Source organism: Vibrio sp. 1580 (assembly GCF_033340055.1).
Map to the genome: position 1 here is coordinate 71397 of NZ_JAWOVT010000004.1, position 21999 is coordinate 93395.

A 21999-nucleotide genomic window follows, 5' to 3' on the forward strand; every position below is an offset into this window, starting at 1 on the left:
ACTGGAAACAATGAAAAATATTCTGAATAAAATCGCTAAAGTCATGGGTGAAGTATTGGACTTTCAAGCCCGAGTTTGGGTTGTGAACGTCTATAGCGGTGAGCATAAAGGCGAGTCTTATGTCGTTAATGAAGATGCTTTCTCTGTACCTCTTCAGTGGATGAAGAAGAAAGGCTACCAAGAGTCGATGTTGAATAAAGTCGAAGCAATGAAGCGCTCACAAGTCTTAGAGTTCGATTTGGGACTTGTGAAACATCGCTTGATGCGCGTGAAATAAGCACAAAAAAGCGCCACTCAAGATGAGTGGCGCAAGCACTTTTACCTTAAAAATAATGCTACGGCGCTGCGTCAATCTCAACTGGAAGATAATGTTTCGGCTCCAGTTTCAACCACTCCGGCAGCACAGTACCAATCGAAATCGAAGACCATGTACCCGACAGAACGCCAATAAACATGGCGGTTGAGAAACCAGCCAAAGGCGCTCCTCCCATAATCCATAATGCACCAACAGTGATCAATGTCGTACCAGATGTCACCATAGTGCGTGAAAACGTCGCGATAACAGCTTGATCATTGATGTCTTCTGTTTTCCAACTCTGTTTCGCAATCAACAGCTCACGGATTCGGTCTGCAATGATGATCGAGTCATTCAATGAGTAACCTAAAATTGCTAACACCGCTGCAAAAACGGTTAAGTTGAACTCCATTTGAGTAATTGCAAAGAAACCAAGCACTAAGATCACATCATGGGCCAAAGCAAACAGTGAACCACTGGCCAAACGCCACTCAAAACGGAAACACAAGTAACCGAGAATACTCAACACACAAATCAACAATGCTAAGCCACCTTGTTCAAACAAGTCTTGGCCAACTTGAGCGCCAACTATACTGTTGCTGACAACATCAACTTGGTGAGAGATTGGCTTCAACACCTCTTCTACACTTGGCAACGTTTGTCCATCTTCCGGCGCAGAGTAACGAATCACCCAACGGCCATCTTCACCAGAGCGTGTCACTGACGCAGATTCACCAAGCTTTGGTTGCAGAACGTCAAGCAGATCATGGTTAGTTAGCTGCTTATCTACCTTTACTTCTGTCACCATACCGCCAGTGAAGTCCAAACCTAGGTTCAACCCTTTAAAGCCTAGAGCGACGATCGCGATCACCGTTAAAATGATGGAAACTAGCGTAGTAAAGTAGCGAATTTTACGAATATTTTGTTTTAGCATTTCGACCATGATTAAACCCTCACATCACGACGGGCATCGCGGCCCCAAATTAAATTGATCATTGCTCGAGAGGCAAATACGCCTGTAAACATACTGGTTAACAAACCTAATCCGAGTGTTAATGCAAAGCCTTGGATTGGGCCATTACCGATGGCGTACAAAATCACGGCGGTGATCATGGTAGTAATGTTGGCATCAAGGATGGTCGAGAATGCGCTGTCAAAGCCAAGATCAATCGCTTGAGCGAAGCTGCGGCCTTCACGCATTTTGTCCTTAATACGTTCAAAGATAATAACGTTGGTGTCTACTGCCATACCGACGGTTAACACTAAACCGGCAATACCCGGAAGCGTTAGAACCGCTCCTGGTAACAAGGCGATTAAGCCAAGCAAACAAAGCATGTTGGCGCAAAGCGCCACGTTCGCTACCCAACCTAAGCGGCGGTACCAAAGTGCCATAAAGGTCAGTGTTAGTCCCATACCTAAAGCCAGTGCTGCAAAACCGTTTTCAATGTTTTCTGCACCCAGAGAAGCACCGATTGTTCGCTCTTCCACAATAGTAACCGGCGCGGTCAGTGACCCCGCGCGAAGCAATAGCGCCAACTGCTGCGCATCGTCCATGCTACCTGCCCCAGTAATACGGAACTGGCTACCAAGCTGAGATTGAATAGTCGCGACGCTGATAACGCGCTCACTACGCTCAGTTACACCGCGATCGTTTGTTTTGTATTCACGGTAAACGGTCGCCATTGGCTTGCCGATGTGAGTTGCTGAGAAGTCACTCATTTTCTTACCACCAGCGTGGTCAAGAGAAATATTGACTTCTGACATGCCCATTTTGTCGACACCAGCACGAGCGTTTACGATGTGCTCACCCGTTAGGACTGGTCGTTTTGCCAAAATCACCGTACGACCGTCATTGTCTTGAAGAACAAGATCTTGGCTGCTGTGTGCTTGGCTCGCATCTTTCACTTCATAAAACGCCAAGCTTGCTGTTGCACCAATAACGTTTTTCGCTTGAGCAGGATCTTGTACACCAGGGAGTTCAATTCGAATGCTCTCTTTACCTTGGCGTTGCACTAGTGCTTCTGTGATACCAAGTTCTTCAATACGACCACGCATGATCTTCAGGTTTTGTTGAAGAGTCGACGATTGAAATTCTTGGATATTTTGTTCACTCGGTTCAAGCACAAAGCCACGAGATGAACTTTTTGAAATCCAGCCAGGGTAATTTTGACGCAAGAACTTGTTCACTTCCGACAATGCTTGCTCGCTGTCACTGTTTACCGTAATTCGGTTGCCGCTTTCTGCTCGAACTTGCACACCACGGACACGTTGATCACGTAAATTCGCTTTGATTTCATCAATCAACGCATCACGTTGCTCTTCAAACGCTTTATTCACATCAACATTCAACAAGAACTGAACGCCACCACGAAGGTCAAGACCGAGTTTAATTGGGCTAAAGCCCATCTCATTCAACCATTCTGGCGCAACCGATACGTATGAGAAAGTGCTGCTGTCGTCTTTATTTAGCTCTTTGTTTAACAACGCACGAGCTTTACTTTGCGCATCTTCACCATCGAATACAATGGTTGTTTTGCCGTCTTTTTCGATGATTTTGTCGGCTGAAATATGGTTGGTTTTTAGCAGTTGATTCAGATGAACAACCGACATTTCACTGTTGTTTTGATCCGCAAACGTCAACTGAATAGAAGGCTGTTCGCCAAACCAAGTTGGGATCGCACTTAAAGTTAAGATAATGACCGTCGTGATTAATACGACATATTTCCAAGCTGAGTAGTGATTCATCAGCTTTCTGTTCTTTTGCTGCTTTGGCGTTTTTTTCATGTAAACATCATCCCTTCACAATGAAGTGAAGCTTTTAATAACAAGACTTAACACACGACAGATGCTCCCAGAATAAATTCAGGGTATGAAATGCTCAGAACGCTCACGTCCTGTCGAATACAATCGTCGTGTTAAGAGTGCACAATGGTGCAAATAGATGGTGTTTAGGCAGAAAACTGACTATTGAGTGCGACGTACATGGCATTGGTATCTTTCCAACCAGAAATGCGATGATCGCTTGTGAAATGATAAAATGTGGACTGGTTGTGACGCCAGTTAATGTCCATCAAGCTGTATGCGTAACCCGCATCAGCGTAAAACGGAGTCGTGAGATCGCCGACAAAATCTACGTGCTCGTCATCAAGCCCTTCCCGTAAGTAAGACGTCCAGCGCTGAGAGTTAAACAAAGCAACGGAATCGAGACTTGCATGACCTTCAGATACTGGAGATTGAGAGCTTTCTTCTGAAACTTCAGAAAAATCGACGGAAGAGTTTGGCGATACACTTACGGCTACAAAAGGTTGTAGCTTAGAAAAGTGCGGTACGTGAGCCTTGTGATCGATTTGCGCAGCAGATACATGCACTGGTAGCAATACCATTGCAAATAGCAGCAAAATCAATTTTCTAAGGTAAATCCAAGGCATAGGAACTCACTAAAAAAACAAAGAACCAAGTTAGGTCACTTGGCTTAATGATAGTATTCCTATTGATTATGGTTCACAACTAAAAAGTTATAAATCTCTGATTTCAGGTTTGCATCGTTATTGCTTTTATCAAAACGTCTTTAGAGAACGAGTGTAATTAGTGGTGAGCTATCGATAAAAAATCTCGCCCTTATCAACATCTAAGTAGATCTTATTCTCTTGCTCCAAACCGCCACAATAGATGAAGTAAACGTTGCGCTTTTTGAACGTCACAGAACGCACCCAACCACCGAGCTCCTCAAAATCACTCGGATCACAGGTTTCATCGTCTAACAATTGCTGTGTTTTCTTACGGAAAATATCCAAGTGAACTTTTAAATCATCCGACTTCTGTAGGTATTCATCCAATATCTCTAAGCGCTCTTGCTCTTTAATAACTGGCTCTGCATCCGATAACCCTTCAGCATTCAACCATTCGGCTTTTTCTTCTCCACCCTCTTCATAGACAAGATAACCGGAGATTCGGTACCACCCATCTACTTTTTCTAACACCGATACTTTTTCTCCCTTATAGAGCGTATCGACAACTAAAGCATTAAGGTTAGGCTTGTTGTAAACATTGACACGACGCTCAATAACGTAGTACTCGGTAACTTCCGGGGGAGCGGCTTCTAAATCCAGAATCGGTTTGGATGTTTCTTTTTGCAGTGACGATTGCTCGACTTGTGTAGCCTTTGGTGCTTCAGGTTCATCTTTCTGCATAAAGAAGAAATAGTATCCAGCCCCCGCTCCGCCGAGCAACAGCATGACAATCAATGCGACGAGAATTTTCTTCATGCCCTTTTCCTTTTCATTCTTTATTCTTATCCCACCAGCAGCACGCATGTCGTAGAAATTTGGGTATATACTCAAAAGAGCAGGTCAACTAACGCGAGCAATAATGATCAACAGACTCAATTGGATACTACTATTTCTTCTGTTCCCGATAACGGGGCACGCCAATATTCAATGTAACCCATCGTCGTGGAATGACAATCTTACCCAATTCAATCGTTTAGAGTCCAATTACAATCAGCATGTTGAGGTATTCAATACACTTTTAACCGAACATAAACAGCGTCAGTTATTGTCCGAAACCTTTTCACTGCATGAGCTCGTGCTACTTTGGCGTGCCAAGTCGAACCAAAATGTGTTCAAAGCGCAATTAAAAGCATCGATTCAATACAAAGAAGAGCTCACAACTAAAGCGAATCAGCTGCTTAAATTGAGCACACAATCCCAATGGTCAGCAAATGGGTGGGAGATACTGGCCCAAAAGTGCCGCGAGTCAAACAAAATAGCCAATCAAATAACCGCGGAATGGTATAACACCAACGCTTTGGAACTTGCTGAAGATTACAAGCACCTCTCTTCACAATATCAAACTCTGTCACAAGTCTATGATAAAGAAGCTCGAGCGCTTCAATACGCTCAAGATGTTTCGAAGTAAAAACAGAGCCAGTTCTGAATAGACGATGTTGGTTTTTCACTCCAATATTGGACGTTATTCGTGCTTTTTATCTTTCCTTAGTCGTGAATGATATCAAATGTAAATAATGGGATTGTTCCTTTTGACAAACTTGACTAAACCATGACCAAGACAATCAATTTATAGAGACACACGTCACATTAATGCTTTACTTATGGACATTTTTTGGTTAGTTTAGCCATTAATAAAATTTAATAAAAAGTCACATTTGGCTGGAGATGATGCTACAAACATGGTTATCAATCGATTAAGTAACAGGGAATGTCCTAATGCTACCAAAGCCAAGTTTTTGTCAGTAGTTAGGCACGTAAAAGAGTTCGGTTCAATCAGTGATTTGGATCTGTGTAAAATCTTCGGAGAAACAATATGGAGTGATGGGAGGGAATACCATTCAGCCGCGTTCTCATTCAAGGTTGATAGATACACAGGTAACTGTGAAATCTCACAATACAAAAACCAATAAGGCTTAAGAATTTATAAAGCGGAGTCAGGAAACGGACTCCGCTTTTTTGATCATGGCAATCGTAAAGTCGTGCTCGGAGTACCCCTCAATCAATCGTGTATTCGGACACAGCAACCGACAATAGCGAAAGACACCTTCTTTATTGTGCGACGCTAACATTTTCATGCTGGGTAGTTTGGATTCATCCAACAAGTTAAACACACAACCTTTCTCTGTCGCTCGGTACATTTTATCAATCATTTCAATGGTATGATTTGGGTTGGTGGATTGATAGTTCAATGATCCGGAAGCAAAAACAAAATCGCAACGAGGCAATACCAACGTTGAAAAGTCACCGCATATAAACTTACTTTGCGTGCGAAAATCTCGTTTTCTGGCTTCAGAGATAAACTGTTTTTGCTGATCAATGCCAATGTAGCTTTGAGGAAGCCCCCCCGTAAGTTCGATAAACGCTAACAAGTCTCCGTAGCCGCACCCAATATCTAAAATACTTGAACCGTCTAACGTTAACCCTCGGCACAACACCTCAAAACGGCTGATCTGACTATACTTATCTGCCCATCCCAGAGTTCGGGCTCTGTCTTTACCAAACTGTCTATATCGCTTTCGATGATAGTGGGCAATCTTAAGTCTATCGAAAAATTTCATCTTTCTTATGCATAAATCGGCAAACTGCCATTTCCTTTCACTTGTCTAATCGCTAGGTGGGTATGAATATCTTTCACATTTTCTAATCGCTGTAACTTTCTAGTAAATGTTTCATAACCAGCGAGATCTTTACTGACCACCTCTAACAGGTAATCATAGGCCCCTGATACGACATGGCATGAGATCACTTCATCCATCTCAACAACGGCATGTTCAAACTCATCAATCGAAGAAGCTTGGTGGTTATTTAAACTCACTTCAACAAATACAGTCATCGCGATGCCTACAGTGTCTCTGGACACAATAGCTCGATAACCACTTATTACACCTTCCTGCTCCAAACGCTTAATGCGTCTTGCACAAGGTGATGCCGATAGCCCTACTTGGTCAGCAAGTTCTGCCGTTGTCAGAGTGGCATCCTTCTGCATTAGGTTGATAAGTTGCCTGTCAATTTTATCCATTTATTCTTCCGTGCCTTTAATCACCAACAATTAACACTTATACGCAATTTATCACCAACATCAAGCCTAATTACGTCAAACTTTGCCTCCCTTTGGCAAGAGTTTTATTCAACAATTAACACATCATTTACAAATGGACATGTCGATAATGATCTTGGGATACGCAGCTATATTAACGACCTTACTGCTTTGGTCTGGTTTCTTTATTTCTTTAAAAGGGGGCGCAATTTCTGCCTTGCAGCCAGCCGATATCGCGTTAGTTCGCTTTCTAATCCCAAGTATAATTTTATTACCATTTGTGATTAAGCATAAACAGTCGCTGCGCGTGGTGCCTAAACGCTACCTGGTTGGTGTTGTGGTTGGAAGCGGCCTTCCCTATCTTCTGGTCGTCGGAACGGCTATGCATTTCGCTCCCGTGGCGCACGGCAGTGCATTAGTACCTGGCACTTTGCCATTGTTTGTTTCTGCTATCGCGGTACTTTGTTATCAACAGTCGCTGAGTGCTCACCGCTTAATCGGGCTTTCTACGGTGCTGTTAGGGATTTTCGTATTCCTTCTTTCTAATAGCGGCGCAGAGTACAACTGGTCTCAATTACAAGGGCATATCCTGTTTCTAACTGGCAGCGTCATGTGGGCTGCTTTCACCATCAGCGCTCGTGTCGCCAATCTTAATGCACACGTCTGTGCAGGATTCGTTGCAATCGCGTCTTTGGCTCTGCTCATCATCGCCGTTGGTTTCGGGTGGGTAGACAGTTATTTGGTGGTAACACCGTTCAGCCAGTGGCCATGGGAGGAGTTATTTGGCCACGCGATGCTACAAGGTGTTGGCGCAGGTTTAATCGCTTCTTTCACTTTCATTTATGCAATTAGGATCATCGGTGCCGAAGCCAGCGCTGCTTTTGGTTCATTAACTCCAGTCGTCGCGACACTTCTTGCCGTTCCAATTTTTGGTGAACAACCAGATTCTCTCACTTGGTTAGCGCTGATGTTGGTCACATGCGGCAGTATTGTGGCAAGCCAAATCTTTATGAAAGGTGGAATGAACCAAACTTATCGCCCACCACTTCACAGATAGCGATGATTTTACAAAAACTTATGCCTTACTATCTTGAATAACAAAATGGCGTTTTGATAGCCTCAGCTTAACTAAAAATTAAAACGCCAATGTGATGCCAGCCACTCATAGTAAAGATGAACTGCATAGGTTTCTCAAACCGGGAATGAAACTTTCTACTAATTTCGAATTTGGGCCTAAGGATCAATATACGTATTCCACCACCTATCTTGGGATGAAAGAAAATGCTTATTTGATTCTTGATATACCAATGCGTTTGCTTGAAGAGCAAGTGATGAGGAAACTCCCCAACGCCGATGTCATCGTGCGTGGTGTATCAGATACGGAGTTAGGCCATGTCATTGCGTTTAAGTCCAGCGTACTGACGACGACCGTTCGACCATCCCCCCTTTTGTTTATCCGCATTCCAGGAACATTTGCAACCAAACCAGTTCGAGAACATGAGCGTTACAAGTTGCAAATGGACTGTAACGTTATTCATGCAGGGAATGTCTACGACGGTAGCCTTATCGATTTCTCTCTAGCAGGTGTTGGTATATCAACCTTGATTGAGCCCGAATTCAACGTGGGTGAGAGTGTTACCATCGAATGCCCGTTAAGCCACTATATCGGAGAAGAAAATCGATGTGTCATTGCCAACATTAAGAAATTGGCGAAGGGATGGGTAGTTGGAATTAAGTTTGCTAGTTCCATTGAGATGACTCACGAACTAAAAACAGAGTTACTGGAGCAATCCTTTCTAACCAGTAACGTCTGAGCTTACTGCTCGCTAAAGCGCGTCGCCTCAAAGCTGTTGAGTATTCTGTGAACCGTATAGGTCACAAGCAGCGTCGCAACAATAGCAAACAAAATACTGCTCACGCGATACAGCGCACTGAACATTAAGTCACCATCCGGAGTAAGATATTGGCCGAACAAAATGCCTAATGTGGTTAAGCCGCCAAATCCCGCTCCCGAACCGCTAGATTCTTTCACGTGCATATAGCTGAACATCATCGCACCAATCCAAAGCAATGGGACGATAAACAATAAGGTATCCGACCAATCGTATAATACAAGTTGTCCGACAATACCAAAGGTCACCCCCATCAAGGTCCCCATTGCTCTTTTTCGCGCATACCCTAAAGCACCGTTCCAATGCATAGGAAACAATAAAAGTAAGGTTGTCGCCTGAGCAGACATAGAGTCACTGAGGTCAAATAGCTGGAATACAAGGAAAGACATTGTAGCGATACTCGCCCCCATAAGGGCTTCATGACGCATTCGATGACTCTGTTTAGGCTGCGACGGTTTCGCTGGTGGCTGACGAGGTTCCGCATCGGGAATCAAAAATGTCACCACATAAGCAACGATCACTGAAATAACATTCGCTTGCAGGTTGCTAAATATTAGGTCATTTAAGTCAGTGGTTGGATAACTAGCAAAATGCAGCATGATGCTTAAGCTCAGTACGCTGTTCGCTCCAAATAAGAACAAGCTCCCTTTTGACATACAGGCGAATTTATATAGGAACAACCCGAATGCAATGATTGTCATCATGCCTGGGTGCCCACCAAACAACCCACCAAGCACCCCAACTTCTAATCCACACACAACCGCTGAAAAAATCAGTTGTCGTGCGGCATGTAGACTCATGACTGGCACCATTCCAAGTAACAGCATCGGGGTTACAGTAAAGAATACACCATAGTTCCAACCAAATACTTTACATAAAGTGAAACCAATAGTCGCACCAGTTGCAATGCGCAAACACTGACGGAAGTCGTTTTCCGACATGGGGTGGTCCCATAACTTCATATCGCCTCCTCGTTAATAAATATAATGAAGAAGACTCAAGAATTGGATCTGGCATCTCGCTAACCAGCCAGATAATGCGTTTTCTGGCAACAACTGCACGGTTGCTCGTGCCCCTGCTGGAAATGCACGCTGCTGAGGCTCATCGATAGCTAAATGTAAACGTAAGCGCTGCGCGTCTCTCACCCAACGGTTTGAGTCAGTTGGTGTTGCTAAGCGACCATCCGCATCGAACTGACCCGAGCTGACCCCGGCATCCACACTCGTAATACGAGCTTCAAATACATCACCAGGCAAGCTATCAAAAGCCACTAACGCACGGCTGTTCTGATTAAAGTGTCGTAAACTCTTTTCACGAAAGTCGGCAATGATATCCACGTCATCGGAGACTAAAGCGACAAGAGGTGTACCAGCTGCCGCATAGGCCCCCGTCTCCAGCTGCAAGTTAGCGACAACGCCATCATGTTCCGCCGAGACTTGAGTGTAAGACAGATTAAGTTCCGCTTGTTTTAGCTGGTTTTGCGCTACGCGGATATTCACATTCGTCGCGCCTAAATCACCGCGGTTTACTTCCAACTCTTTTAAACGAGCACGTGCGGCCAGTAAGTTCGCTTTAGCTGCCGTTGCACTGCTCTGTGCGTCATCGCGCTGTTGTTGCGAAGTACCATTACGGTGAAACAGGGTATTAAGACGTTTTGCTTCGCGAACTTTTTGTTCCGCCACGATTTTGCTCGCTTCAACGTCTGCTTTTGCCGCAGCAATAGAAGCATCAAGTTGTTCGTTGTTTTGAATCACACGCTCAAGGTTAAGTTGAGCCTTTTCTACGGCGAGCTGATAAGGCTGGGGATCAATCTGAAATAGTAGATCGCCTTGGCTTATTTCTTGGTTGTTGGCAACATAAAGATGTGTAATCTGCCCACTCACACGGGGGGCCACTTTAGTTACCACACGCGTTGCCATTGCCTGAGGCGTCAACGGCATGACGAGATCTGCAACTAGAAAATAGGCAAAGACAAGGACAAACGCGACGCAAGAATATTTGATCCAACGTGCGAATTTTTGATCTGGAGTCATAGGCGTTTACTTCTCTTTTAATTCGGTTTTCTGACTTATTCGCTAAGTGAATCAAGCGCATTGAGAGCAATCTGATCAAGAATCAATGAAAGCTGCTGAAGTTCCTGGTCGTTGATGTCCGTTAGGAGCTTGCTTCGAACTTGAAGAATTCGAGCCTCCATTCGCTTTAGTAGGATTTTCCCCTCTTCTGTGAGGCTAACAATGCGTGCTCGCTTATCATGTTCACAGCAATGGCGAACGATCAGAGATTGCTCTTCTAATAATTTTAATGTTCGCATCAACGACGCTAACTCGATCTCAAGCGCTTCAGCCAAATGCTTCTGACTGATGTTGTCACCCATTCGATAAAGCTTCCATAACGCAGTCCAACGCGGATACGTTAGGTTTAAAGGCTCTAACTCGCGATCTGCAACCATTTTCCACAAACGAGCAACACGAGATAATTTTTCAGCCAGAGAAAGGTCTCGCAAACTGTTGATGTCTTGAATCATAAGATCTACTCAATTACTTAGCGTGCTAAGTAATATAAAATAGTTAGCACGCTAAGTAAATATCTTTTTGTGATTGAAATCACGTTGGGTGTGTCAGTGAAGGGACAGAAATCTAAGTAACACAACACTATGTTTGAACTTGAAATGCAGCGATGTACACAACAAACGTCGAGACCAATAAAGTCTGATTTGTATAAGAGTAAAAGGGTCAGATACAAAAAAGCACAACCCACTGTCATGGTGTTGTGCTTTTCAGATAATGAATAATTGGGTTATCTCGTAGTGAGCCAATTCCTTATGTTCGCTCAACTAAGAACCGCTGCTTAAAATCCACAAATGCTTCATGGAGCGCATTTTCTTTAATCGGCTTGAGAAGCACGTAATTCGCACCCGATTCCATAAAGGCGTCACTGGTTTCTTTCGCGGTGTCAGCAGTACACGCATAAATTGGCGTGCCTAGTTTTAGCTTTTGTCGGATCTCTTTGGTCGTTTCAATTCCACCAAGATGCGGAAGCTGGTTGTCCATCAGTATCAAATCGTAAGTATGATCTTTTAAGAATTCCATTGCTTCTAACCCATCTTTCGCCCAATCAACCTGCATTTTGTACTTGTTACAAAACGCTTTTAGAATGAATGCGTTAGTATGGTTATCCTCTACCAACAACACTTTGAGACTCTCTGCAAATAGTTCATCTGGCTTAACTCGCAAACTCGAATCAAGAGGGGTGAGTACTCGCTCACGATCTTTCACTGGCATTGTAATGACAAAAGTCGTTCCTAAACCTTTCTGACTGCGGACTTGAACATCACCTTCCAGCATGTCGACGAGGCTCTTCACAATGGTCAGCCCTAAGCCACTGCCGCCGTATTCTCGAGTCGTTGTTGCTTCTTCTTGAACAAAAGGTTCGAACATTTGGTCGAGTTTGTCAGACTCGATGCCGATACCTGTATCCGTAATTTCCACGACCAGCACGCTATTGTCAGCGCCATAGAACTGCTCAAGTTCAGCATGCAAGCGCACGCTACCCGAGGGCGTAAACTTTACTGAGTTACTGACTAGGTTGAATAAAATTTGGTTTAGACGAACTTGGTCAGTAAAGATTTCAACATTGGGATCTATTTTGTTTTCAATGACAAGGTTGACGCCTTTACTTTCACAAATAGGACGATAAATGTTTTCTAACGTTCGAATTGTATCAGTGAAAGAAAACGGGTGCTTTTGGATATTAAACTTACCCTGCTCAATCTTCGAAAAGTCCAAAATATCATTCAAAACAGCAAGTAAGTGCTCACCACTATGTCGAAGTACGTCAATTTGGTTATTCTGCTCTTCTGTTTCCACAGAGTCTTTTAGCAATTGAGCAACCCCTAAAATTCCATTGATTGGCGTTCGGATCTCATGGCTCATTTTAGCCAGAAAGTCGGCACGGGCTTGAGCAGATTTCTCTGCTTCTTTGCGCGCCAAGTTACTCTGTTTTTCCGCCTCAATTAGCGTGGTAATATCCTGACCTTGAACAATAATACCGCTAATATCTCCATCAACTCGAATCGGCGATAAGTTCCAGCGATATACTTTATCTCCAATTGGCACATTAACGCCTGTCAACGTAGCTCCCTGAGCCGCCATGCGAAGGTGTGGCATCAACTTTTCTTTGAAACCTTTGAACACTGGGTGCATGGTTTCAACATCGTTTTCCATGACTAACTCTTTGCGTGCTGCCGGATTGATTTGGACAAGCACACCCGATTCAGACCACACCATAATAGGTGATAACGCAAAGTTAAACAGGTCGCGGAAAGAGCGCTTTTGTGCTTCAAGCTCTTCAAAAGTGTTTTCTAGTGTCGAACCAATATGATCGAATTCCTCAATATCTGACCCCTCAAAACGCTCAAATCCTTTTTCTTCACGAGCCGAGCGGGTATATGCCATCAGGGATCCTAACTCTTCAACTACTCGATTCTCGATCCATTCTTTAGTCATTAGCGCAATCATGACCATACCGATAACTGAGGCTAGCATTGCTAGCAGGTGTTGGATTTGCAATGTCACCACGCTCTGATTGTCTTGCACAGTAAGCAAGCACAAGTCAGTCTCGGCGGCATTTACCTCAATAGGGGTTTTGATGATCAATAATTGGTCAAGCTTGTGCTGGGACTCTCGTCGTTTGAGTACGTCAAATATTTGATAAGCCTCATCTCCTACTAATGAGCTTGCCAATGGTGTGTTGTTAGCGACCAACACAACATTGTCGACGTTGCCTTCATTTTTTAGCCTTTCCATCAACCCAAAGTTATTATCTAAAACAACAACATTGTAAGAGTACCCCATCACTTCACCGGTTTTAGGTTGTAAAACGGGTACGCGACGAAGTAACAGATGGCGAGTTCCCATCGGGGTCTGTGAGGGTAGATAATACCAGTTGTTGCTAAAGGTCACTTGACTGGCAAGTCGGCTAAGTATCAGGTTGTTGATGCCATAGAAATGCGCGTTGCCATCGTCCCAAATAATACCTTGATGATCGGTTAGGAAACGAAACTCCGGTGTATGGGAAGGATCACTCTGGTCAATACTCATGAAAAAGTAATTGAGTGCCTCTTCATCACGTTCTGTATAAAAATCCAATACAACATCACTTTTCGAATTGCTGTTGTGATGAATCTGAATCGCTGCAAAATGGCTATCAAAAATGTTCAGGATCAGGGCAGAGGTCTGCTGCTTGGTTCGGTCGACTTCCTGCCAAATAATCTGCTTCGAGAAGTAATAACTCTGAACAAAGATGCCTAGAATGATCGGAGCAAGTACGAGAATAATTATTTTGGTAATAAGCGTCGACAGTGAGCGACGCTTTCTTGTTTTTGATGTAGTTGTCATCAATTATCTGAGTATCTAAATGCACGTTTTCTTAATGCTTCAATTCTTTCTGGAGAGTCCGATTTGGTAACGACTTCAAAATCACCAGAGTAAACGGTGGGAACTGGCTTTCCTTCTAAATCCCACTTAATGGCCTCAGCCATTGCAATACCTGTATCATCGTTCATACGCATAACGGTAACGTCTAACTCCCCTTTAGAAAGCGCCTCTAACTCTGCTGAACCGCCGCCCCAACCATTGATCATGACATCATCACGACCTAACTCTTTAAGAGCGTCAACAGCACCTAATGCTACATCGGTAGAACACGCGTAAATGAAGTCAACGTCCGGATACTTCTCCAAACTGGCTTTTGCAGCTTCATACCCAGATTGCTTTGTTGCTTTGGTGTAGTAAGCAGATTGTAGTTCAAATTGATTATCGCGGTTCACTTGGTTGATAAAAGTGTTGCCTCTGATGTCACTAATGTAGCCCTCTGAGAAGTAGAGAACACTATAGTGGCTATGTTTAGGGAAACGCTTGCCAAACTCAACGGCCAATTCACGACTTCCTTCTGCGTGGTCGAAACCAACATAAAGAAACGGCTGATGATGTTCCCAATCCCTAACAGGTGTGGTGATATTTTGTAAAATTAACTTGGTTTTCTTTGAATCTAAGACATGCTCAACAAACTTACGATGTCTTGTGGTATCTAGAGTAAAGATCAAGTAATCGGAGTTGCTTTTCAGCGCCTCCATTAAAGACAAACTTTGCTGCTTTATATCTGCATTAGGACGAGTAAACACTTGATTTAGTTGATAGTCGATATCAAGCTTATCTAGGCGTTTTTCAAACGCATCGATGTTTCGAATCCAATAATCAGAGATCTGCTGCCCTGGATAAACAACAGAAATTTTCAGTGGACGCTTTTTGTCTTTTGCTACGGGTACAGGGGTTTCTCTTACCACTTCAGCCAACGCACTAGTTAACTGCTTCTGTTGTGGAAACTGGTCTAAAAACTCTTGATATGCCCAATACCCATTAAGAACTTGGGTGGCCTGCACATTCGGCGCAAAAGCGGCCATTGAAATCAGGGAGAATACTAACGCTTTTTTCATCTACTGCTCTTTTAGCTTTTTTATGAGCCTAATTCAGCTCTATTCATTACCTAGCCGAGTCATCCTATACTCTTGTAATCTACCTTCCTCTTAGTGCCTGTTTCAATAGTAAATTGGTTCTTGGTCTGAGTGGATGCAAATAAAGTACATTGAGTCGCTTCCTTTGTCTCGATAACGTAGAGACATTTCGCGCTTTTCATATTCAGGCCCTTTAAACAGAACACCAGCCCATTATGCGTCAGTTTATTCCTACATGGTACTCCAAAAACAAAAAGAAACCGCCAATGTGACATAGGCGGTTTCCGTGTATCTTTGCGTAGCAAGGGCTTATCAGAGTGCCACTATCTCTAACATCATTTGTTGATGTTCGTCGACGACAATATTTGCTTTTGACATAACGAGCAGCTCTTTTTTCGCTTTAGTTAGTTGCTTAATATAGTACTCTGCTCGCATGGCAAGCGTCTTTGACTCAAAATCCGATGACCATTCCAATACCAAAGGGCCTTTTCCCTTCAAAGCTTTCGCTCCTTTTCCGGTTTGGTGCTGATTGAATCTTCGTTCAACATCATTGGTAACACCACAATACAACGCGTTGCGGTTATTTCGTATCAGGTAGACACTCCAACGCTGCGTTGTATTTTCCATCATGAAAGCAGTGACTCAACCTTAGCTTTTAATTCATCCAGCTCTTCTTTCAGCTGAGCGACTTCGAGCTCTAGCTGACTTACTCGATCGGAGCTCGAGCTTGCAGCAGACACAGGCGCTGCAAGTTCGGACGCATCAACATCACCACAGAACAAATGCATATAACGCGACTCCCGCTTACCAGCCTCACGTGGTAATTTGACCACTAATGGTCCTTTCTCTTCGCTTGCTAAATGCTCAAGGACCGTTTCCACTTCTTTTACATCATGAAATGTCGCGAGACGATTAGTACGAGTACGAATTTCCCCAGGTGTTTGAGCACCGCGCAAAAGCATACAGCATACAATGCCCTTCTCCTGCTCTGTCAGCTTTAAATCACCAAATTCCGTATTACAGAAACGGTGTTGATACTTGCTGACGCGGCTGTTGAACGCACTTTCGTCACTGACGAGCCTGCGCTCAATAAGAGCATCAACGGCATCGAGAACGTCTGACTCAGAGAGTGACATCACGGGATCACGGTTGCTTTTTTGATTACACGCGTTGGTTAATGCGTTTAGGCTGAGGGGGTAAAGATCTGGGGTAGTGACTTCTTTTTCGATCAAGCAACCAATAACTCGTGCTTCAATTGCCGTTAGCTCAACTTTCATAATGCATTTCCTTATTATTTTTGCATTTGACTTTGTACCTAAATCGCTTCGAAATCATACGCCATAAATTCACACAGCAGTGCAAGAAGCGTTAGCGGTTCAGGTGTTGGTGTCAGGCTAAAGCATAGCGTAAGACCTGACACCCCTTACGAATAGGGTCAGGTATCAATGCTCCGAGAGAATCGGCACTCTCGTCAAATTGCCATCTTGGTCGACCATCATTATTTTTGAACGATTAAGCTCAACTTCGATGATTTCGAGTTGCTCGCGAGCGTTGATATACGCCGTTTTTAACTTTTCAGCCACAGAGCGAGTGACTTGCTCATTATCTTGACTATTTACTTGCTCCGCAGTGTTACCAGAGTCCATATCAAGTTCATCATTTTGCATTCAATGGTGTTGATAATATAGTGAAGGTCACGTTATGACAATGAATCGATGGATTCTACAATGTTGGCCAAAACTCGAAGAAAGCAGCACGATTATATGGACACAACGCAATTGGTTGAGAAATGTTCAACTCTGCATTGCTATTGATCTAAAGACTGTTATGCCACTGGATGTTGTGCTTTAATCGAGGAAGATATTCATAAAATTAGGAAAGAGAACTATGAGTAGCGTATTTGAAATCGTTAACCAAGCTCGTCGTAAAAACAAACTAAAACGTGAGCTTCTTGATAACGAGAAGAAAGTTCGTGATAACCGCAAACGTGTTGATCTTCTAGAAAACCTTCTAGACTACATCAAACCAGAAATGACTCACGATGAAATCGTCGCAATCATCAAAAATATGAAAGCAGACTATGAAGATCGTGTAGATGACCACATCATTAAAAGCGCTGAGATCTCTAAAGCACGTCGTGACATCAGCCGTCGCATTCGTGAGCTGACTGAAGAAGACAAGCAAACTAGCGGCAAAAAATAAACGCGTAAGCTAGATTTTCGAACCCCGAGCAAGAATATCTTCCTCGGGGTTTATTTTTGTCTCTAAACTAACCGCCGTGTACAATCAATCTAACTCTTATTCCTAACGCATTCAGCTTTCTATGTCTTCAACTACGACAAGTACACAACCAACGCTTGCAAAACAATTATTTACGATGACCTGGCCAATGCTTTTTGGCGTTCTGTCTTTAATGAGCTTTCAGCTTGTGGATAGCGCGTTTATCGGTCAGCTCGGCGTTTTACCGTTAGCCGCTCAAGGTTTCACTCTGCCTTTGCAAATGGTCATTATCGGCATTCAAGTCGGTCTAGGGATCGCAACGACAGCGGTCATTTCTAAAGCTCTTGGGGCGAATGAAAGTCGGTATGCCAAACAACTGGGCGGATTAGTATTGATGATCGGCTCAATTGGTGTCGCTATTTTTGGCGGGCTAATTTGGCTTTTGCGCTACCCCATTTTAGCTCTATTAAGCGCTCCAGAATCTGTTATGCCGATAATCGACAGTTACTGGCCTTGGTGGTTATTAAGCTCATGGACTGGTGCGGTTTTGTATTTTTATTACAGTATCTGCCGAGCTAATGGCAATACAATGTTACCTGGCACAATGATGATGATAACCAGCGGCGTGAACCTTGTGCTCGATCCGCTATTTATTTTCACATTTGACTTGGGTATTAACGGAGCGGCAATAGCAACCATCGTCGCTTTTGGGTTTGGTATTTTAGTCGTCGCTCCTCGCGTGAAAAAGAATCACTGGGCAACGACACAATGGCAAGATCTTAACGTAGCCAAAAGTGTTGCATCTATCGGTAACATTATGGGCCCTGCGATGATTAGCCAACTGCTGCCACCGTTGTCTTCCATGCTAGCAACAAAATTATTGGCAAGCTTTGGAACCGCAGCAGTCGCCGCTTGGGCGCTTGGTTCACGCTATGAGTTCTTTGCTATCGTTTCGGTCTTGGCGCTGACAATGTCTATGCCTCCAATGGTTGGACGCTTACTTGGGGCAAAGAACTATGAGGATATCCAAAGGCTCGTCAGTATTGCCGTAAAATTCATTCTAGGTTTCCAACTTTTGATTGCTGCCATTACATTTGCCGTCGCAAACCCACTCGCATTATTGATGACAAGTGATGTGCAAGTGGAGCAAGTCTTGGAAATGCATTTACTGATAGTGCCGATCAGTTTGGGTTCATTAGGGGTTTGTATGCTAATGGTTTCTCTTTGTAATGCATTAGGCAAATCTTACACCGCGCTCACTATTTCAGCGCTGCGCTTGTTTGTCTTTTTCCTACCGTGCTTGTGGGTTGGCGCTCAAATGGATGGAATCCGAGGTTTACTCTTAGGCGCTTGTATCGGCAACCTGTTAGCTGGTGTTTCCGCATACCTAACCTATCGCCAAACCATACGCAAACTCGCAGGCGCTCAAGCCAACGCACAACAATGAATAATCAGAACGAAGCCCCTGAAGTGGGGCTTAATCGTTTTGACACCTTGTCTAAGTTGAAATGTTAGCTAGGCGAGTTTTAATTCACTAAAGAGCTCAAATAACTGGTTCGATTTATACGGCTTAGGTAAATAAGCATCCATGCCTGCCGCAAAACAGTTGTGGATGTCTTCTTCCAAAACACTCGCAGTGAGTGCGATAATCATCGTTTTTTCACGTCCTGCTTTCTTTTCCCAACGACGAATTTCTTTCGTCGCGGTCAGTCCATCCATCACGGGCATCATGCAGTCCATTAAAATTGCATCGAATTCTTCTCCCTTTGTGATGGCTTCTAACGCTTCTTGGCCGTTGCTTGTTATCAAATAGTCATAACCTGCTTTATCCAGAAAAAAACTCGCTATTTTCTGGTTCATCAAATTATCCTCCGCAATTAAGATCCTCCGATGAGAGCGCGACGCTCGATATTCAGAGCTGACAACATTATTGGTGACATTGTCACTTGATATAGTCTTTTCAACCTTAGCTAAATCATCAATGACATGCTTAAATCGATTGCCAAGGAAAGGTAATGTGAGTACGGCATGTACTTTTTCTGCATTTTCGTAGGGAGTGGATAAATGATGCTGGCAAATAATCACACGGCGAAGATCGTAATTAAATGATAGATTATCCAAGACTTCATCGGTATTAGCGTCGTTACTGTGGCACAGAAATATGACATCAAAGTCATCATTTATCGCTTGCACTTCATTCACATTATTAACACCAAAGAGATTGATTTTCGCTAAGCGACACTCTTTTAATACTTGGTCGGCGTAGTCGTAATTTGAGCAGATCAAAAGCCCTTTATTAATCACCTCCGAACGCCAGCCAAACACCGGAATTGCTTCAACCTCAATCGAGAATTCAAAGCATGTGCCCACTCCTTTTGTAGATGTTGCTACGAGCTTGCCCCCCATCATCGACACAAGCTGACAACAAATTGCCAAACCCAACCCTGTACCGCCAAATTGCCTCGACACTCCTTCATCTTCCTGAGTAAAGGGTTCAAAAATCGTGGTTAACTTATCTTGATCAATGCCTATTCCGGTATCTTCTACTTTAAACGTCAGCACTCCACGTTCTTTCTCAAGTAACTCCTCATAACTAACATCAACGCATACATGCCCACTTTCGGTAAACTTAACCGCATTCGATACCAGATTCGTAACTACCTGTTTGACACGATGATCATCGACCATCACGCGAATGGGGATATTTTCAGCTAAATTAATACCTAACTTTAGTTGTTTAGATGTTGCTTTGGATTGGAATAAAATCATCGACTGATACACGACTTCTCGGATATCCGCTTCTACTAGTGACAGCTCCAATCGTCCAGACTCGATTTTAGAGAGATCCAATATATCGTTAAGTAAAGTAAGCAGTGTTTGAGATGAGGAGTCAATGTCATCAACAACTTCTTGTTGATGCGAAGACAACTCACTTTGAGAGAGTATTTCTGTCATGCCCATGATCCCGTTAAGGGGCGTGCGTATTTCATGTGACATGTTGGCAAGAAACACAGATTTTGCACGATTAGCCGATACTGCTGACTCTTTTGCATGCAGTATTTCTTCAGTTTGTCTCTGCATTTCTTCAACCACTCGATTCACTTGCTGAGCAAAAATGGTCAGTTCATCACTTCCATCAACTTTGACTTTTGTTTGCTTCTCTTCAGAGTTGATCAACGCGTTTAAAGTATGAATGATCGCATCGAGTTTGCTGTTAACTCGGAACCAAGTACTAAATCCGAGCCAACAAAGCAAGATAACCACTAAGGCAACGCCAAAACTGATCATCGCTATATTGGCCTTTTGTTCATGAACCTGCGTGAGAAGCGACTGCTCAGTTTGTTTGGTGAACCCATCAATGAGCACTTGTAAGCGCTGCACACGAAAATCGAGTTCTTTTAAATACGCGGCGTAGTCACTTGGTGACATGTCTCCTGACATTAATTGTCCGCGAGACGCCAAGTTTCTCTGATATCTCGGCGAAGTAAACAAGCCAAGCAATTTATCCACTTGCTCGTATGACCCACCTAAGTTTAAAAACGCATCCAAATTTTGCTGCTGTCGGTCAATCGCCTGATAAAACATACTTTGACTTAGCCGACTCTTAGGGTCTTGGACTAAACGGTTCGTCAGCCAAGCTTCTTTCTGTGTCCAAAAAGAGAGCTGAGCAAGGTAGGCAATAAAATTTTGCATGCGAATGCCGTCGTCACCGCCATACCATTGATGATTTTGCAACAAAGAGCGCGACATATTTTGGAGCTGTTGAAATGCCCAATCACCCAGGTCTTCCATCTCACTCAATCTACCTGACAATACCCCCAGCATGGCTTCTTTCAGTTCATCAGCATACTCAGCAGTATTAGGGTTACTCACAAACTTTTGATGCAAAGAAGAAATAACTTCACCTTGTTCTTCAATATTAATGGCTGCAGAGACTTGAAGATCAGGCTGTCGGCGTACTTTCTCTATGGAGTAAATAAAGTGGGAGGCCTTGGATATCAATTGGAAACCTTGAATATTGCTAACCGTTTGATTGAGACGGCTCACGCGCAACGCATTATCAGAAAACTGCTGAACTGCAAACACCACTATTACCACAGCGGGTAATAGTGCGAGGAGCGCTAAGCGTGTTTTTATTGATAATCTCAACATCCATCAGCCTAATGGTTGATTTCATCCGTTTATTTAATATTAGACTAGTTTCTCGCATTGAAAGGCATATACGACATTGTTACTTTCAAACAACATTCACCTACCTAGACTATGGTTATTGTGAGTGTTTTATCATCGGCTAATGCAGTAGAAATTGTGATTTAAGTCATATTTTTTAATCTTAAAGTTGGATGCAAACAATAAAGTTTCACTCACAACTAAGAGTCGCATCACTTTTCAGAAAATCATCTATTGTATGTTTACCTATTGAGTTGCCTTATCGAGTCAAATCACACAAAAATGCAAAATATCCATTTTTGTCAACAAAACTAATTTGAAAGCAAACGTTATCATCGCAAAAAAAGTAAGTTACTTTCTAAATG

The 21999-nt window shown here is 43.3% G+C and carries 21 protein-coding genes; 6 read left to right on the forward strand and 15 right to left on the reverse strand.

What is annotated here, in order from left to right:
* Positions 1 to 10: 10 nt before the first annotated feature.
* Entirely contained in the window at positions 11 to 277 is a 267-nt protein-coding gene (locus R7093_RS07660) for a hypothetical protein (protein WP_017635186.1), read from the forward strand.
* A 58-nt stretch (positions 278 to 335) separates the two neighbouring features.
* On the opposite strand, the gene secF is transcribed toward R7093_RS07660, so the two are convergent.
* From secF to R7093_RS07680, 4 genes are all read right to left on the reverse strand, one after another.
* Positions 336 to 1238, reverse strand: coding sequence for a protein translocase subunit SecF (secF, locus tag R7093_RS07665; RefSeq protein ID WP_005373567.1), 903 nt, complete (start codon positions 1236 to 1238; stop codon positions 336 to 338).
* A 2-nt stretch (positions 1239 to 1240) separates the two neighbouring features.
* On the reverse strand, positions 1241 to 3079 hold the full coding sequence (gene secD / locus R7093_RS07670) for a protein translocase subunit SecD (protein ID WP_047101213.1): 1839 nt from the start codon (positions 3077 to 3079) through the stop codon (positions 1241 to 1243).
* Between the two features lie 164 nt (positions 3080 to 3243).
* A complete protein-coding gene (locus tag R7093_RS07675) occupies positions 3244 to 3723 on the reverse strand; it encodes a hypothetical protein (RefSeq protein ID WP_047101211.1) in 480 nt (159 codons plus the stop codon).
* 168 nt (positions 3724 to 3891) lie between these two features.
* A complete protein-coding gene (locus R7093_RS07680) occupies positions 3892 to 4560 on the reverse strand; it encodes an SH3 domain-containing protein (protein ID WP_047101210.1) in 669 nt (222 codons plus the stop codon).
* Positions 4561 to 4663: 103 nt separating this feature from the next.
* Here R7093_RS07680 and R7093_RS07685 point away from each other — a divergent pair, with 103 nt between their 5' ends.
* The gene (locus tag R7093_RS07685; RefSeq protein WP_318146586.1) at positions 4664 to 5212 is read left to right on the forward strand and encodes an ATPase; all 549 of its coding nucleotides are present in this window, start codon (positions 4664 to 4666) and stop codon (positions 5210 to 5212) included.
* Positions 5213 to 5738: 526 nt separating this feature from the next.
* Here the strand turns inward: R7093_RS07685 and R7093_RS07695 are convergent.
* Together R7093_RS07695 and R7093_RS07700 are read right to left on the reverse strand one after the other, a co-directional pair.
* A complete protein-coding gene (locus R7093_RS07695) occupies positions 5739 to 6362 on the reverse strand; it encodes a class I SAM-dependent methyltransferase (RefSeq protein ID WP_047101205.1) in 624 nt (207 codons plus the stop codon).
* 5 nt (positions 6363 to 6367) lie between these two features.
* Complete coding sequence (locus R7093_RS07700) at positions 6368 to 6823, reverse strand: Lrp/AsnC family transcriptional regulator (protein WP_005373581.1); 456 nt, start codon at positions 6821 to 6823, stop codon at positions 6368 to 6370.
* A 148-nt stretch (positions 6824 to 6971) separates the two neighbouring features.
* Between R7093_RS07700 and R7093_RS07705 the strand changes: the two genes are divergently transcribed.
* Positions 6972 to 7898: a DMT family transporter gene (locus tag R7093_RS07705; protein WP_047101203.1), complete on the forward strand. Its 927-nt coding sequence runs from the start codon at positions 6972 to 6974 to the stop codon at positions 7896 to 7898.
* Between the two features lie 94 nt (positions 7899 to 7992).
* Positions 7993 to 8655 (forward strand): flagellar brake protein, encoded by a 663-nt coding sequence (locus R7093_RS07710; RefSeq protein WP_047101201.1) that lies wholly within the window; start codon positions 7993 to 7995, stop codon positions 8653 to 8655.
* A gap of 2 nt (positions 8656 to 8657) precedes the next feature.
* On the opposite strand, the gene R7093_RS07715 is transcribed toward R7093_RS07710, so the two are convergent.
* The 8 genes from R7093_RS07715 to R7093_RS07750 form a co-directional block, all read right to left on the reverse strand.
* Positions 8658 to 9695: a DUF2955 domain-containing protein gene (locus R7093_RS07715; protein ID WP_017635179.1), complete on the reverse strand. Its 1038-nt coding sequence runs from the start codon at positions 9693 to 9695 to the stop codon at positions 8658 to 8660.
* A gap of 12 nt (positions 9696 to 9707) precedes the next feature.
* A complete protein-coding gene (locus R7093_RS07720; protein WP_047101199.1) occupies positions 9708 to 10766 on the reverse strand; it encodes an HlyD family secretion protein in 1059 nt (352 codons plus the stop codon).
* Positions 10767 to 10801: 35 nt separating this feature from the next.
* On the reverse strand, positions 10802 to 11257 hold the full coding sequence (locus R7093_RS07725; protein WP_047101198.1) for a MarR family transcriptional regulator: 456 nt from the start codon (positions 11255 to 11257) through the stop codon (positions 10802 to 10804).
* Positions 11258 to 11552: 295 nt separating this feature from the next.
* Positions 11553 to 14129 (reverse strand): quorum-sensing autoinducer 2 sensor kinase/phosphatase LuxQ, encoded by a 2577-nt coding sequence (gene luxQ / locus R7093_RS07730; protein WP_213970202.1) that lies wholly within the window; start codon positions 14127 to 14129, stop codon positions 11553 to 11555.
* Positions 14129 to 15226, reverse strand: coding sequence for an autoinducer 2-binding periplasmic protein LuxP (locus R7093_RS07735; RefSeq protein ID WP_005385634.1), 1098 nt, complete (start codon positions 15224 to 15226; stop codon positions 14129 to 14131). The genes luxQ and R7093_RS07735 overlap by 1 nt, the downstream gene beginning before the upstream one ends.
* A gap of 330 nt (positions 15227 to 15556) precedes the next feature.
* Positions 15557 to 15874 (reverse strand): GIY-YIG nuclease family protein, encoded by a 318-nt coding sequence (locus R7093_RS07740; RefSeq protein ID WP_053304534.1) that lies wholly within the window; start codon positions 15872 to 15874, stop codon positions 15557 to 15559.
* Positions 15871 to 16521 (reverse strand): YceH family protein, encoded by a 651-nt coding sequence (locus R7093_RS07745; protein WP_005373594.1) that lies wholly within the window; start codon positions 16519 to 16521, stop codon positions 15871 to 15873. The genes R7093_RS07740 and R7093_RS07745 overlap by 4 nt, the downstream gene beginning before the upstream one ends.
* Positions 16522 to 16686: 165 nt before the next feature.
* Complete coding sequence (locus tag R7093_RS07750) at positions 16687 to 16890, reverse strand: hypothetical protein (RefSeq protein WP_031777159.1); 204 nt, start codon at positions 16888 to 16890, stop codon at positions 16687 to 16689.
* 241 nt (positions 16891 to 17131) lie between these two features.
* Between R7093_RS07750 and R7093_RS07755 the strand changes: the two genes are divergently transcribed.
* On the forward strand, positions 17132 to 17446 hold the full coding sequence (locus tag R7093_RS07755) for a DUF496 family protein (protein ID WP_005373603.1): 315 nt from the start codon (positions 17132 to 17134) through the stop codon (positions 17444 to 17446).
* A gap of 121 nt (positions 17447 to 17567) precedes the next feature.
* Complete coding sequence (locus tag R7093_RS07760; RefSeq protein ID WP_025767935.1) at positions 17568 to 18911, forward strand: MATE family efflux transporter; 1344 nt, start codon at positions 17568 to 17570, stop codon at positions 18909 to 18911.
* A gap of 68 nt (positions 18912 to 18979) precedes the next feature.
* On the opposite strand, the gene R7093_RS07765 is transcribed toward R7093_RS07760, so the two are convergent.
* The gene (locus R7093_RS07765; protein WP_047101186.1) at positions 18980 to 21616 is read right to left on the reverse strand and encodes an ATP-binding protein; all 2637 of its coding nucleotides are present in this window, start codon (positions 21614 to 21616) and stop codon (positions 18980 to 18982) included.
* Positions 21617 to 21999: the final 383 nt, after the last annotated feature.

Bases quoted from the DNA above. Each gene is read 5' to 3' on its own strand.
- secF (WP_005373567.1), bottom strand. From the start codon at position 1,238: ATGGTCGAAATGCTAAAACAAAATATTCGTAAAATTCGCTACTTTACT.
- R7093_RS07750 (WP_031777159.1), bottom strand. From the start codon at position 16,890: ATGGACTCTGGTAACACTGCGGAGCAAGTAAATAGTCAAGATAATGAG.
- R7093_RS07660 (WP_017635186.1), top strand. From the start codon at position 11: ATGAAAAATATTCTGAATAAAATCGCTAAAGTCATGGGTGAAGTATTG.
- R7093_RS07725 (WP_047101198.1), bottom strand. From the start codon at position 11,257: ATGATTCAAGACATCAACAGTTTGCGAGACCTTTCTCTGGCTGAAAAA.
- R7093_RS07765 (WP_047101186.1), bottom strand. From the start codon at position 21,616: ATGTTGAGATTATCAATAAAAACACGCTTAGCGCTCCTCGCACTATTA.
- R7093_RS07705 (WP_047101203.1), top strand. From the start codon at position 6,972: ATGATCTTGGGATACGCAGCTATATTAACGACCTTACTGCTTTGGTCT.
- R7093_RS07700 (WP_005373581.1), bottom strand. From the start codon at position 6,823: ATGGATAAAATTGACAGGCAACTTATCAACCTAATGCAGAAGGATGCC.
- R7093_RS07745 (WP_005373594.1), bottom strand. From the start codon at position 16,521: ATGAAAGTTGAGCTAACGGCAATTGAAGCACGAGTTATTGGTTGCTTG.
- luxQ (WP_213970202.1), bottom strand. From the start codon at position 14,129: ATGACAACTACATCAAAAACAAGAAAGCGTCGCTCACTGTCGACGCTT.
- R7093_RS07710 (WP_047101201.1), top strand. From the start codon at position 7,993: ATGCCAGCCACTCATAGTAAAGATGAACTGCATAGGTTTCTCAAACCG.
- R7093_RS07715 (WP_017635179.1), bottom strand. From the start codon at position 9,695: ATGAAGTTATGGGACCACCCCATGTCGGAAAACGACTTCCGTCAGTGT.
- R7093_RS07675 (WP_047101211.1), bottom strand. From the start codon at position 3,723: ATGCCTTGGATTTACCTTAGAAAATTGATTTTGCTGCTATTTGCAATG.
- R7093_RS07695 (WP_047101205.1), bottom strand. From the start codon at position 6,362: ATGAAATTTTTCGATAGACTTAAGATTGCCCACTATCATCGAAAGCGA.
- R7093_RS07755 (WP_005373603.1), top strand. From the start codon at position 17,132: ATGAGTAGCGTATTTGAAATCGTTAACCAAGCTCGTCGTAAAAACAAA.
- R7093_RS07680 (WP_047101210.1), bottom strand. From the start codon at position 4,560: ATGAAGAAAATTCTCGTCGCATTGATTGTCATGCTGTTGCTCGGCGGA.
- R7093_RS07720 (WP_047101199.1), bottom strand. From the start codon at position 10,766: ATGACTCCAGATCAAAAATTCGCACGTTGGATCAAATATTCTTGCGTC.
- secD (WP_047101213.1), bottom strand. From the start codon at position 3,079: ATGAAAAAAACGCCAAAGCAGCAAAAGAACAGAAAGCTGATGAATCAC.
- R7093_RS07760 (WP_025767935.1), top strand. From the start codon at position 17,568: ATGTCTTCAACTACGACAAGTACACAACCAACGCTTGCAAAACAATTA.
- R7093_RS07735 (WP_005385634.1), bottom strand. From the start codon at position 15,226: ATGAAAAAAGCGTTAGTATTCTCCCTGATTTCAATGGCCGCTTTTGCG.
- R7093_RS07740 (WP_053304534.1), bottom strand. From the start codon at position 15,874: ATGATGGAAAATACAACGCAGCGTTGGAGTGTCTACCTGATACGAAAT.
- R7093_RS07685 (WP_318146586.1), top strand. From the start codon at position 4,664: ATGATCAACAGACTCAATTGGATACTACTATTTCTTCTGTTCCCGATA.